Annotated in this window: 12 protein-coding genes and 1 pseudogene; 9 read left to right on the top strand and 4 right to left on the bottom strand. The window is 58.4% G+C overall.

Annotated features, from left to right (window positions below; all coding sequences use genetic code 11):
• A pseudogene (locus IC232_RS32110) lies at nt 1-253 on the top strand (hypothetical protein); the annotation flags it as partial.
• A 9-nt stretch (nt 254-262) separates the two neighbouring features.
• Here IC232_RS32110 and IC232_RS21300 read toward each other — a convergent pair.
• The 3 genes from IC232_RS21300 to IC232_RS21290 form a co-directional block, all read right to left on the bottom strand.
• Entirely contained in the window at nt 263-934 is a 672-nt protein-coding gene (locus IC232_RS21300) for an RES family NAD+ phosphorylase (protein ID WP_190846960.1), read from the bottom strand.
• Nucleotides 931-1350 (bottom strand): MbcA/ParS/Xre antitoxin family protein, encoded by a 420-nt coding sequence (locus IC232_RS21295; protein ID WP_246812319.1) that lies wholly within the window; start codon nt 1348-1350, stop codon nt 931-933. The genes IC232_RS21300 and IC232_RS21295 overlap by 4 nt, the downstream gene beginning before the upstream one ends.
• 361 nt (nt 1351-1711) lie before the next feature.
• The gene (locus IC232_RS21290) at nt 1712-2605 is read right to left on the bottom strand and encodes a LysR substrate-binding domain-containing protein (RefSeq protein WP_190846958.1); all 894 of its coding nucleotides are present in this window, start codon (nt 2603-2605) and stop codon (nt 1712-1714) included.
• 141 nt (nt 2606-2746) lie between these two features.
• Between IC232_RS21290 and IC232_RS21285 the strand changes: the two genes are divergently transcribed.
• From IC232_RS21285 to IC232_RS21270, 4 genes are all read left to right on the top strand, one after another.
• Nucleotides 2747-3592 (top strand): transporter substrate-binding domain-containing protein, encoded by an 846-nt coding sequence (locus IC232_RS21285; RefSeq protein WP_312895212.1) that lies wholly within the window; start codon nt 2747-2749, stop codon nt 3590-3592.
• Nucleotides 3593-3733: 141 nt separating this feature from the next.
• Entirely contained in the window at nt 3734-5281 is a 1548-nt protein-coding gene (locus tag IC232_RS21280) for a M81 family metallopeptidase (RefSeq protein ID WP_190846957.1), read from the top strand.
• Entirely contained in the window at nt 5278-6234 is a 957-nt protein-coding gene (locus IC232_RS21275) for an ornithine cyclodeaminase family protein (RefSeq protein WP_190846956.1), read from the top strand. The genes IC232_RS21280 and IC232_RS21275 overlap by 4 nt, the downstream gene beginning before the upstream one ends.
• A gap of 4 nt (nt 6235-6238) precedes the next feature.
• The gene (locus tag IC232_RS21270) at nt 6239-7504 is read left to right on the top strand and encodes an NAD(P)/FAD-dependent oxidoreductase (RefSeq protein WP_190846955.1); all 1266 of its coding nucleotides are present in this window, start codon (nt 6239-6241) and stop codon (nt 7502-7504) included.
• Between the two features lie 85 nt (nt 7505-7589).
• On the opposite strand, the gene IC232_RS21265 is transcribed toward IC232_RS21270, so the two are convergent.
• Complete coding sequence (locus IC232_RS21265) at nt 7590-8435, bottom strand: lysine/arginine/ornithine ABC transporter substrate-binding protein (protein WP_190846954.1); 846 nt, start codon at nt 8433-8435, stop codon at nt 7590-7592.
• 185 nt (nt 8436-8620) lie between these two features.
• Between IC232_RS21265 and IC232_RS21260 the strand changes: the two genes are divergently transcribed.
• The 4 genes from IC232_RS21260 (at nt 8621) to IC232_RS32510 (ending at nt 12973) form a co-directional block, all read left to right on the top strand.
• A complete protein-coding gene (locus IC232_RS21260) occupies nt 8621-9319 on the top strand; it encodes an IS6 family transposase (protein WP_190846953.1) in 699 nt (232 codons plus the stop codon).
• 24 nt (nt 9320-9343) lie between these two features.
• A complete protein-coding gene (locus IC232_RS21255) occupies nt 9344-10303 on the top strand; it encodes an ADP-ribosylglycohydrolase family protein (RefSeq protein ID WP_190846952.1) in 960 nt (319 codons plus the stop codon).
• Nucleotides 10304-11327: 1024 nt separating this feature from the next.
• Nucleotides 11328-12179 carry a DUF4238 domain-containing protein gene (locus tag IC232_RS21250; protein WP_190846951.1) on the top strand — a complete coding sequence of 284 codons (852 nt, stop codon included), beginning with the start codon at nt 11328-11330 and terminating at the stop codon, nt 12177-12179.
• 326 nt (nt 12180-12505) lie between these two features.
• On the top strand, nt 12506-12973 hold the full coding sequence (locus tag IC232_RS32510) for a thermonuclease family protein (protein WP_312895214.1): 468 nt from the start codon (nt 12506-12508) through the stop codon (nt 12971-12973).
• Nucleotides 12974-13179 lie beyond the last annotated feature (206 nt).

Below are 13179 nucleotides of genomic sequence, written 5' to 3'. Positions count from 1 at the left end.
GCGTTCAAAGGCCGGAGACATGACTGCACCCGCCCCGCTAGGCCGAAACGTCAACAACAATCACATTGCCAAACGGGCGCCATCCAGACATGACAACACCGGTGAAGGAGGCGAGCACGGCCCCGAGCGCGAACAGCTCCTAAGCAAAGCCAAGCGGTTCGTTGGTGCTTTCTCGGACATGAATGGACCACACCGCTTGCTAGCGCAGCAATGCGAAAAGGTGCTCGCTAGCAAAGATCTCTTGGCCCGATGACTTCTCCGCCTAAGCGGCGGTGAGTTTCCGCACGTCAATTCGAGGTCCGACAGCCGGAACGCGTATCTCGAAATGATCAGCCTGCGTGACATCGAGAATATTCGTGGGGCGATGCGCCACGATGTTGGTTCCTCCACGGCGCCGCAAGCTGTCGTAGATGATGCCAGCCTCACCAGCACGACGGATCGCTTCTCCTAGTTGCTGCGAGGCCTCGTAGCGATCAGGCGCATAAACATCGGCACGCTCTGTCTGTTGGCCGCGTATATCCAGGTAGACACCATTCAGTCGCGCTGAATAGCTTCGATAGACCCGTGTCAATTCCGGAACGTTCCGTGCCACTGCCTCGCGTCGAAGGTGATGTCCGACCTCGGCTACCGCCGTTTCGATTTCGCTGGCAGCATACCAGGCCCCGAGGTCGGGCGAGTTGAACCGCATGCCTGCGGGGCTGACGTGCAGGAACGCCGCCATCACGATGCTGGCGTTCGGCCGGCCATAAACCCATTCCTGTTGGGGAAGGCGAGAAATGCGGCTGGCCACCAGCCGGTCATTGGTCCACCCGACCAACTCCATGACCGCCGATAGGTCGGCAGGGGTTGCCACTGTGTCGAACAGGCCAATGGGCGGAAACTGGGATGGGATCAGGCGATACGTCGGGTAAGGCGCTTCAGCGACGTTGGTCACGAGAAGTGGATATCCGTATCATCATAGGGGATGAAGTTCCGATCTGCCGCATTGGGCTCCATGTAGAGGCCGCCACGGGCTGCATCGAGGAAGCGCCGTACGGTCAGGAGACTGTCCTGAGTGCCATCGCCCATAAGTTCGATCGGCGGATGACCTCCAAACACTGTGGCCTGATGAGGTCCACGAAGCCATGCCAAGCCTTCCTGTTCCGTTGCGAATAGGACGCGCAGCGCCTGGTAGATTCCAAGGACTGCTGAGATCCGGGTCAGAACATCGGCGTCTAGGGTAAACTCGACGTGCTCACGGGCCTGTTTGGCCCACTTGTGATAGGTGGAACGCGCTGGGTACCCGAGGATCCGGAGGCGCTCCTGCTCGGTTAGGCCCCATAGGTCGGCAACGGCCAAGAAGGTACGCATGCCGGGAGCGCTCAGGCGCCTCCGATTAGAGGGCTCAAAGCGCGCTTGCTCCAGGTGAAGGAGATCCTGTGAGGCAGCTTCCGTGTGGTTCTTGAGAGGCTGTGCCATGGCATCACCGCTGTGTCTATATATAGACTATATCTCATTAAGGACATAACGCAATCTCGGGATGAAGGTTCATCGTTGAAAGGACAGCATACCTTTATAACAATTCCCAAACAAAGATTATGGAACCTAAATCTCACAGTGCTGAGGGGATCTCATAACTCTCTGCCCGTTTGCGGCTTGGACTCGAGTGAGCGATACCACTCGGCATTTTGACAAGAACTCTGGGTCGTCGCCATTGTCTCCCGTACTGGACTCAGGCGGCTAGAGCGGTTTCGCGATCAAAGGTTTCAAGGATCCATTGCCGAACCGCCGTTACGGCCGGACGCCGCTCGTGATCGCCGGCATCGATCAGGAAAAATGAGGCTGGCGCCCGGACGCTCTCAGCAAACGGTCGAACGAGAACCCCAGATTCCAAGTAGCGTTGACAGGTCACGTTGTCTCCCATGGCGAGACCAAGGCCGCCGGCAGCCGCCTCGATCATTGCGAGATGATTTCCGAGATAGTGGCGTCCTCCCGTGAGGATGCTTCCCTGCGGGACTGTCGCCAACCAGAGGTCCCACTCGTGACCGTTTGCGGCACATAGCAGAGGCGATTCGGCCAACTCCCGGATGTCACCGCTTGCGAGAAGATCCGGCTGACAGACCGGGAAGAGATCGGTGTCCGTCAACCGCTCGCTGCGCCGGCCAGGCCAGATTCCATCACCATAGCGAATGCACAGATCGACATCGGAGGCGATGACCTCCTTCGGACTGTTTGAGGGACGCAGGTGCAATCGTAGGTCCGGATACTGCTTCAAGAGATCGCCGACCGTCTTCACGAGCCACAGGCATGTCAGAGCAGGTGGCGCGCTCACAGTGACGTCGCCCCGCACGCTCGGTCGATCCAAGCTGATAACGGCTGCCGCCAGAAGATCGAACCCGGAACTCAGGGGGGCTAGGAGCTGCTCTCCTGCCACCGTCAGCTTGAAGCGGTTGCCCGCCCGCTCCAAGAGATCGGTGCCGACGAAGGCTTCCAGGGTTCGGAGCTGGTGGCTGACTGCTCCATGCGTCACCCCGAGCTCTTCAGCGGCCCGGGAGATCGAGCGACGGCGGGCCGCTGCCTCGAAGGCCCGCAGAGCATTGAGAGGAGGAAGTCGACGTGCCGCCATTGTTAGATTTTCTCACAGTTGAGCCGGAGACATTCTCGTTTGCGTGAGCCTATCTGTCTAGAGCAAGGTCTGAGGCTCCTGGTGGAGACCTTGGTCGACCCCTGGATGGATTTCAGAAACACTCAAAAAGGGAGCGGCTCGGTGAAGCGTCTTCAAGTACTCGGTATGGCAGCTCTGGGGCTTCTTGCGGCCACAGGCAGCGCCTTCGCACAGGCAAAGAAATGGGAAACCGTGAAGATCGCCACGGAAGGCGCCTATGCTCCATGGAACTTCACTGGCCCTGGCGGCAAGCTCGAAGGCTTCGAAATCGATCTTATTGCCGAGCTCTGCCCGCGGATGAAAGTGAAGTGCGAGATCGTAGCCCAGGACTGGGATGGCATCATCCCGGCGCTCAACGCCGGCAAGTACGACGTCATTATGGCCGGGATGCAGATCACCGATAAGCGGTTGGAAACCATCAATTTCTCGCAGCCGTATGCACGCACCCCCGGCGCCTTCCTCGTTCCCAAAGACTCTCCCCTGGCAAAGGTGCCGAACGACAAAGTCTTCGATATCGGCGCGGATGCTGCGGCGGCTCAGAAGGCCGCTGACGAGATCAAGCCCCTCCTTAAGGAAAAGGTCGTGGGCGTCCAGGGTTCGACCACTCTCGCAACCCTGATGGAGCGCCTGTTCCAGGGTGTAGAAATCCGCGAGTACAAGACTACGGAGCAGCATGACCTCGATCTCGCGGCAGGACGTGTCGACGCTGTGGCCGCCGCCACGACAGCCCTCGACATCACCCTGAGCAAGCCGGGTTTTGAGAACTTCGTCATTGCCGGTCCCGGCTTTACCGGTGGTTTCATGGGTCGGGGTGTTGCCGCTGGTCTGCGCAAAGCTGACCAAGACCTGAAAGTCATGTTCGACGAGGCGATCGCATCGGCCCTGGCCGACGGCACCATCTCACGGCTGTCCCAGAAGTGGTTCAAGCGCGACCTCGCCGCAAAGTAATGAACGATCAATGTTGCTGAAAGTGCCCCGCTCGGCTGAGCCGGCGGGGTACGCTGCCTCTTTGCATGGGGACGAGACACGAGGGAGCAGACGCTTCACCGGTACTCGTCCCCTGCCCTCCTTCAAACCTGGAGTCGGACCATGTCCTTTCGCGTTCTCTCGGCACAGATCATGCACGAGTCGAATTCCTTCAGTGTGCGCCTGACATCCCTTGACCGCTTCGCCAACGTGATCCTGCTCCACGGTGACGAGGCTCTGCGTGCGCTCGATGGGACGAATACCGAGGTCGCGGGCTTCCTGGATGTTGCACGCGAGAAGAACTGGGAACTGGTTCATGTCATCAGTGCCCATGCTAATCCGGCAGGTTGCGTCACCGAGGAGGCTTTCGAGGAAATTGTGAAGGTCGTCGAGGAAGCCGCCCGCCGGGAGCGGGAACGGCTCGATGGGATTCTGCTCGCATTCCACGGCGCCATGGTCACAACCCATTCAGGTGATGGCGAAGGGGAGATTCTTGAACGCCTCCGCGCCATTGTCGGTCGGAAGACTCCGATCGCCGCGACCTTGGATCTGCATGCTAACGTCACCAGGCGCATGTGCGAACTGGCCGACATTCTGGTGTCCTATAAGACCTATCCGCATATCGACATGCGCGTGGCCGGCCGGCATGCGGGCGAGCTGCTGCATCGGACCATGGCTGGCGAAATCAAGCCACACACCCTCTTCGTGCGCCCCCCCATGCTGGAGGACGCCAATGGCGGCCGCACGGATGTCGGGCCGCTTGTCGCCGTGATGGACCGCGCCCGGGCGTATGAAAGCGAGCCCAACGTTCTCGCGGTGAGCGTCAACGGCGCCTTCCCTTATGCCGATATCGATGAGATCGGCCCGACGATCACCGTGACTTATTCCGGAGATCCGGAGCCCCACCGGCTGTTTGCCGAAGAGATGGCGAAGGCGATGTGGGACATGCGCCATGCTCTCGTCAACCGCTTCCTGTCCCCGGAGGAGGCAGTAGCTTCCGCACTTGCGGGCGATGACCGGCCAGTGGTGATTGCGGATTATGCCGACAATCCCGGGGCCGGAGGGTACGGCGATGGCACGAACCTGCTTCGGGCCTTGATTGCGGCGGACGCAGACGCCTGCTTCTGCCCGATTGTGGACCCCGAGACTGCCTCGCAGCTGCACAGCAGGAAGCCCGGTGAAACGGTATCGATCCGCCTCGGTGGCAAAGTGAACGCGTCCTTTGGTGGCGAGTCCCTTGACCTCACTGGCACGCTGTTGAGCGTATCCGACGGCAGCTACACCTGTGATGGACCGATGTATGCGGGCGTCCACATGTCCTTTGGCCCCACGGCGGTGATCGAGGTTGGGCGCGTTCAGGTCGTCATCGTGACCGAGCCTCACCAGTGTCATGATCTGCAGCAATTCTTCGCCTTCGGCATCGACCCTCGCGCCAAGAGGATCGTCGGTGTCAAATCCATGCAGCATTTCCGGGCCGCGTTTGAGCCGATCGCAAGTCGTGTTCTGGTGTGCGACAGCGGGGCGCTCGCCTCCCCAGACCTGACCAAGTTCACCTTCCATCGTGTTCCGAGGCCGATGTATCCACTCGACCCGAACACTCCTTACAACCCTGAAGTCTTTATCCGCACAGGGCGGTCTGACATGCCGATCGCGTCGGAGAACAGAGTATGACACAGCCCTCCCCTGCCTGGCTCGATGCCACTGCCGTCTTGGATCGGATGAGGCGCGTTGACGCCGTCGCGGCGATGCGCGAGCTCTTCGAGGCGCACGGACGAGGCCGGGTGACCCAGCCGCCGCAGGCTCTCACCCTGCTGCCCGACAGCCGGGGCGACTTCATTACCTACTCGGGTGTGCTGCCGGAGGATGGTGTCTTTGGGGTCAAGGTTTCGCCCTATGTGGTCACCCCGTCTGGCGGCAAGGTCACGGCCACGACGATGCTGATGAGCTTTGAGACGGGACAGCCCTTGCTGTTCTGCGACTCACTGGCGCTGACGACAGAGCGAACCGCCGCAACAACGGCTTTGGCGGTCGACCTCCTCGCCCAATCTGATGCGGCCAATCTGGCGATCATCGGCAGCGGCCCCATTGCCTTGGCTCACTTGCGTCACGTCCTGCCGCTTCGACCGTGGCGGCGGATCCGCATCCATTCACGCAATATCTCCACCAAGCAGGAGGCCCTTGAGGCGAGCCTTGGTGAACTCCGACCGGTTCCTGAGATCGTTAACGATTGCTCTCTCGCGGTGACCGATGCCGATGTGGTGCTGCTTTGTACATCCTCCGGCACCCCAGTTCTATCCATGGAGCATATCAAGCCCGGGATGCTTGTGACCTCGATCAGCACCAATGTCGCACGGGCACATGAAATTTCGCCAGGAGCCCTGACCCAAATGAATGTCTATTGCGACGATCGGTCGACGACCCCACTCATCGCAGGTGAGATGGTGCTGGCCTCCGGGAATGGATGGTCCCGCGACGACATCCGCGGTGATCTGGGTGAGCTTGCCTGCGGCAAGGCACAAGCCCCCTCCCCCGATCGAGCTAGTTTTTTCCGGTCCATGGGCCTTGGGATTGAGGACGTGAAGATGGCGCTCGAGATCCACCGCGTGGGTTCGCACGCTTCCTAACCTGATGACACACCCACATCCTGAAATCCGCGCCGATGTCATTGTGCTGGGAGCCGGCATCGTGGGCGTCTCCGCCGCTCGGCACCTTCAGATGCGGGGGCGCGATGTCGTCCTGATTGACCGACGCGGCGCGGGCGAGGAAACAAGCCACGGCAATGCCGGGCTGATTGAACGGTCGAGCGTCATTCCCTACGGGGTTCCCCGCGATCTCAGGACCATCCTCCTCTACGCCCTGAACCGCTCCGCAGATGTCCGTTCCGACTGGCGCTTCCTGCCCCGGATCCTCCCTTGGCTCTGGCAATTCTGGCGCGAATCCGCACCCGGATCCTTGAAAAAGGCAGCGGCCGACATGCTGCCTCTCATTGAGCGGTCAGTCGCAGAGCATGAACTCCTTATGACCGAAGCCGGACTCCTGGAGCAATTGCGCCGGACAGGCTGGATTGAGGCATTCCGCAGCCCAAGGTCCCTTGACCAAGCAGCGAAGAATGCAGCGGCTCTCGAGCCTTATGGGTTGCATCTCGATATCCTCGACGGCAAGGCCCTTCGTCAGCGCGAGCCTCACACGTCCGAGACCCTCATTGGCGGAATTCATTGGCGGGACCCGGCGACGGTTCCTGACCCTGGCGGTCTCGTAAAAGGATACGCTGACCTGTTTCTGCGACGCGGCGGCCGTTTCGTTCACGGCGAGGCCCGCACGCTCCAGCAGGACGGCATCGAATGGACTGTCCGCAGCCAGGATGGCTTGGTCCGCGCCAACGATGTCGTAATTGCTCTTGGACCATGGTCCGACACAGCCCTACGTCCGCTCGGGTATCGCGTGCCGTTGGCCGTCAAGCGTGGGTACCATGTGCATTTCCGGCCAAGAGCCGATGCTGTCCTGCACCATCCTGTGGTCGATGTGGATGGTGGCTTTCTGCTGGCGCCGATGACCCGCGGCATCCGCCTGACGACGGGTGTCGAGTTTGCCCACCGAGACTCTGTACCAACTCCTCTGCAGTTGGACCAAACGGAGCCCCTGGCACGCGGGATCTTCCCTCTTGAAGACCGCATTGATCCACGGCCGTGGATGGGGGCACGCCCCTGTCTCCCTGACATGCGTCCCATCATTGGTGCGGCCCCAAGACATAAAGGGCTATGGTGCGCCTTTGGCCACAATCATCATGGCTTGACCCTTGGGCCGGTCACCGGGCGATTACTGGCCGAGATGATGACCGGCCGGGAAACCTTCACCGACCCGAGGCCCTACTCGATTGAGCGTTTCACGGCTTGAGCCCCGCTGCTGAGTGCAACGCTAGCTCAGGCCGCAGGACCGGTTACAGACTGAGTTGACGGACGTGAGCATCGAACCGCCATCCTCAGCTTTTCGGAGCGATGTTGATCTTGAACCACTTCATGGACAGTCTTTGGATGGTACCGTCCTGAGTGGCACCCTTGATCGCCTCGTTGAGCTTCTGCTTTAACTCGGCATTCTCCTTGCGCAGCCCAATTCCGACACCGTCGCCTTGGATGCCACCGGTGATTGCGGGACCAACGAGAGTGTAGTCCTTGAACTCTGGCTTATCGAGGGTGCCGATAATCGCAGTGGCGTCAGCCAGCACCGCATCGATGCGGCCGGCCAGAAGATCGAGGTCGTGTGCCTCGGTGGTCTTGTACTCCCGGATCTCAGCTGTCCCCTTTAGATACTTCTCGGCGAAGACTGGATGAGTCGTGGAAACCTGCACGCCGATCGTTTTGCCCATGAGGAGCGGCTTCGTGGCTTCAATCGCCCTCTCGGCCTCTGCTCGCTGGCTCACCAGATTATAGGTTTGCCCTGTGCCCTGCATCTTGGCGAGTGGCGTGTCCTTCGCCACCAGATAGCCATTTGGCGAGTCTGCGTAGGGGCCTGCGAAGTCAATCACCTGCTTGCGTTCATCGGTGATGCTCATGCCGGCCATGATGGCATCGTATTTCTTCGCCTGAAGCGCGGGAATAATCCCATCCCAGTCCTGGGCTACGATCTCGCACTTCACCTTGATGCGGTTGCAGAGTTCGTTGGCCAGATCAATGTCGAAACCCTCGAGCTTGCCGCCCGCACCTGTGAAGTTCCAGGGAGCATAAGCACCTTCGGTGGCAATCTTGACGACTCTATCCTGCGCCGTAGCCGCGCCACCTGCCAAGGTGGCTGCGATTACGGCCAGGGCGAAGCTCTTCATGATGTTCATTGTCGTTCCCTTGGCTCTTTCTAGAGCGTACGCTAAAGAGGCTGCATTCTATACCGAGGCGTAACCTATTGAAACCGTCCGAGAGCTAACGAGTGCATTGAGCTGAAGCTGAAGTCTGGTAGAAGGGCTCCGTTGCATTAACCGTGGCGGGTTAGGACAGGGCGGCTAATCGAGGAGCCGTTCTGTTGTCTTTGTTCAAGCGCCGCCGCTTTCCAGCTGAGATCATTCTGCTGTGTGTGCGCTGGTATTGCAAATACGGGATCAGCTACCGTGATCTGGCTGAGGTGATGGAGGAGGCCGGTGTCGCTGTTGACCCGAGCACCATCTTCCGCTGGGTTCAGCGCTATGCCCCCGAGATTGAGAAGCGAGTTCGCCAATACCAGGGCCATCGATTAGGATCATGGCGGGTTGATGAAACCTATGTGCGGGTCGGCGGGCGATGGAGGTACCTGTTCCGTGCTGTCGACAAATTCGGCCGACTGATCGCCTCCATGCTGGCAGAGCGGCGCGATACTGGAGTAACTTATCACTTCCTGCGTAAAGCGCTAAAGACGATGAGCGACTATCCACCATCCTCCATCACGACGGATAAACTGGCGTCGTATCCCAAGGCAATCCAGCGCCTACAGACCGACGGGCTACTATCGAAGGATGTCGAGCATCGCACCTCGAAATACCTGAATAACATTCTTGAGGCAGATCATGGGGCGCTCAAGCGCGTGATCCGACCGACACGCGGCTTCCAGACGATGAAAACCGCCATTGCGACCCTGAAGGGCTTTGAAATCGTTCGCATGACCCGCCGCAGTCATTGCATCCAGCGGGAACGTCGAGCGACAGGCGAAATCCGTCTCGTCAATCAGCTCTTCGGTCTTACTGCCTGAGCGGCTCATTGAACTGGGCTCGTTATGCCCTTTGCAAGTTCCTGCAACAGTGCCGTTCGGCGTGGTCAACCGGTTACCAATCATGTCGCTGTCGATGAAGCATCGGTTCAGAATCGCGCGCTCGGTGCCTTTCTTGGTCTCGCTGTAGGAGATGCACTAGGAACTACCCTCGAGTTCAGCCCGAAGCCGGACAGGCCGGTCCTTCACGATATAATTGGCGGGGGTCCGTTCCGACTGGAGCCTGGCGCTTGGACCGACGACTGCTCTATGGCTCTGGCGCTCGCCGATAGCCTGATCACGAATCCTGACCTCGATGCCATTGACCTGATGAAGCGGTTCGTCAGCTGGTACCGTGACGGGCGGTACTCTCACACTGGTGTTTGCTTTGATATTGGCAACACAACTTTAGATGCCATTCAGACCTTCGAGGCGAACGGCAAAGCGTTTGCTGGGTCGACAGATCCACGAACGGCCGGGAACGGTTCGATCATGCGTCTGGCACCCGTCGCGGTGCGCCACTGGAATGACCGTCCACGCCTGATCCGTATTGCAGGAGACCAGTCACGCACCACACATGCGGCCGTAGAGGCCGTAGCCTGCTGTGAGACTTTGGCCGAGATCCTGGCTGATGCGATTGGAGGCTGGTCACTCCCTAAACTACTGACCCGCCCGTCGGTACAGCAGGTCAGGGGTTTCGAGATTGGCCAACATCGCCACCATGTTCGTGGCACTGGCTACGTAGTAGCCTCTCTTCATGCCGCCCTCTGGGCGGTCTCAAGGACGTCAAGTTTCGCGGATGCGGTTCTTCTTGCCGCAAACCTTGGAGAGGATGCGGACACTACTGCCGCCGTCGCTGGTCAGATTGCCGGAGCGATCTATGGTGTCTCTGGAATTCCGACCGAGTGGCTTGATCACCTCGTTTGGAAGGATGAAATTCGGCACAAAGCTGAAACTCTGTTCCGAGCTAGTCTGGCAGTTGCTTGATAAACCAAATTTGATAACCCCCACCACTGCCCTCACCCCTTGGAGGTTCGAGTATGAGTAACCAAATCAACCGTCATCCATCCCTCGTCTATTATGGATCGAAGACCCTCACTCACGATTTCCCATTGGTCCTGTTCGTAGGTCGGGAGCCCCAAATCGATGAGGAAATAATATCGAGGATCGGACCATATGACTTTACCGAACATCCTCGATGTGCCTTCTGGAACGTCGCCTACTGTCAGGTTGCAAAAGCCGACGGCCGTCCCGAGTTTGGGACAGCTGCCCTCAAGCGCGAATGCCGACAAGTCGACGCGTCACCGATTACTTTTGCTGATGTTCTCCCAATATGTCTTTCGAACAAAAATAGCTCGTCAGTGAAGCTTCGCGAGCGCAGTGCGATAGCATGCACTCTGATCGACGAACATATCGATGGCATCCTGAGCCTAGATCTTTTTGAACGAGTAAGTCTGGTGGTGTTGTCGGGTCACGAGCGTAGTGAGTTCACATACGCAACAGAGGTCTTTCAAAGTCGTCTCGATGCAAAGGGTGTGCCGCATATCACAACAGCATTTCTCTATCCCACCAATAGCTCTAAGATAAGGTCCGTGATCGAGGAAACTGGCACGATTGGACGCTTTCAATCAATACTTAGGAAATTTCGAAATGCGTTCTAGCAAATTACCTCCGCACCATCTGGCTAGGGGTTGCATATGAGCACGGCGCTTTGGTTCGCTTGGTTCTTCATCTCACGGGCAGCCACCTACTTCATAATGGTTGGCATTTGGCTATTCTCAGGGCTCTTCTGCCTCGTCGGTGGCCCTGGCCGACCGCCGCCGCCGCCGCCGCCGCCGGATAGTTGGGCCCTGTACTGGATTATCGGAACCCTTATAGCCGTCCCATTCGTCGCTTGGTATACGCTGTACAACATCCGGATTTTCACCCGCAAATCTGGGCAAGGCGTTAGGCAATTCACCCAGTTTGCTCACTCGGAGTGGACAAGGAATGGGTAACGGAAACTGGCTCCATGTATCATCACTATGTCCCTGTAAGCCACCTCTCCCGGTGGCAGAGGCCGGAAGTATCGAACGAGGTATTCCGTTTCGTTAAGTCTGATGGAGAGGTTAGATACTATAGCAACAGCCCTAGATCGATCTTGGGGCAGGACAATCTATACGCGCTCTCACTTCAAGACGGCTTGGACCATACACTGGAGCACGACGTCATGACCAGCATGGTTGACAACCCGTACTTGGAGGTCGCAAACCGGTTGATTAGCGACATCCATTTCAGGCCACAGCCTGCAGATTATCTGATGCTAGCTCGGTTCTTTCTTGCGTCGCTGCTCAGGACACCGTGGGCTATCGATGAGATGCGTCCGAAAGTAAACCAAGGCATCTCAGAGGCCTTGGCGTCCGGAGGGGGCTTCGACATACAAGATCTGTCGTTTGTTCCCGACGAAATCAAGGTTGGATTCGAGAAAGGCGATCGAGTAACCATGCTTAAACATGGGGTTCTCGTCGCGATCGCTCAGCAAGTGGAAAAGTCTGAACTCCTGGCGTCTCATTCGAAATGCCACAAGCGAGTAATCCGCCTTACTCAGCCAGGACTGTCGTTTATTACAGGCGACAGGATCATGTTGATGATGCAGGAGAAAGGAAGCCATGTACGGACGCATATTGCTCCACTATCTCCACACGTTTGTTTAGCTATGGTCTCTGATAGATCGGGTCTCCCAAGCCCAACATCACAAGAACTGTTTTGCAGGCTCGTCAATGAGGAAATGTGGAACGCAGCTCGCGGGAGTGTTGTCGGTTTCCCTAACGCACCAGGGCTTTGCGAGAGAACTCTCGTCCGAGGTGATGGTCGGAGACCGTGAAGGTCGCGTCGGGCGAACTAAAGATTAGGTCTATTACCCCAACGCCTTTTCAGGTACCGAATTAGCTTATTGTCACTCGCTCAATCTAGAATGCCTATGATCCGGACGTCTCTTGCTCTTTTCACCCTTCTGCTGTCTGCAACTCCGATCTTAGCTGAACCAATCATTGGCCGCGCCAGCGTGACCGACGGTGACACGCTGGAGATCAGAGGTACGCGCATCCGTTTCCACGGCGTTGACGCTCCCGAAAGCGCCCAGACCTGCCAGAGCTCGGACGGCAAGGCATACCGTTGCGGTAGCAGGCGGCCTTCGCTCTCTCGGATAAGATTGGCACTGCGAATGTCTCCTGCGAGCAAAGGGATATCGATCGCTATAACCGGGTCGTGGCTGTGTGCTCTGCCGGGGGCGAGGACCTGAACGGCTGGCTGGTTCAGCAGGGATATGCCGTCGCCTACCGGCAGTACAGCACGGATTATGTCAGCCATGAGAACGGGGCCAAGAAGGCCAAGCGGGGAGTTTGGGCCGGAGGCTTCACGCCACCCTGGGATTGGCGCAGGGGCGATCGGAGAGACAGCCCTTCTACCGTTTCAGGGCCGGCTGCTGCTTCTAAGCCGCCGGCTGGCACGAGCGGCTGCAAGATTAAAGGCAACATCAACACCAAGGGTGACTGGATATTTCACGTGCCCGGCAGTCGCGATTATGACCGCACCCAGATTAATGAGGGTGCCGGTGAGCGGTGGTTCTGCTCAGAGAGCGAGGCGCTTGCGGCCGGATGGAGAGCGCCGCGTGGTTAGAGTTTAATCCCCGCAAACAACGTTATGTCTGGCTCACCCTATAGGTGGCCCACCAAGGATCTCCCCTTGAAACTTGTAAGCATCTAGACGGCACCGGAGGTGGCAGCCATCCTCTCCGGCTTGGCTACGACTCTCATGGGCCCACAAGCTTTTATCTGTGTCCGGCACGATGCTGCCAGTGGCTGACATTCTCACTAGACATGACA

It is taken from the genome of Microvirga sp., from assembly GCF_014699075.1.
In the GTDB taxonomy this organism is placed as follows: domain Bacteria; phylum Pseudomonadota; class Alphaproteobacteria; order Rhizobiales; family Beijerinckiaceae; genus Microvirga.
This window is presented reverse-complemented; position numbering and strand designations above follow the sequence as displayed.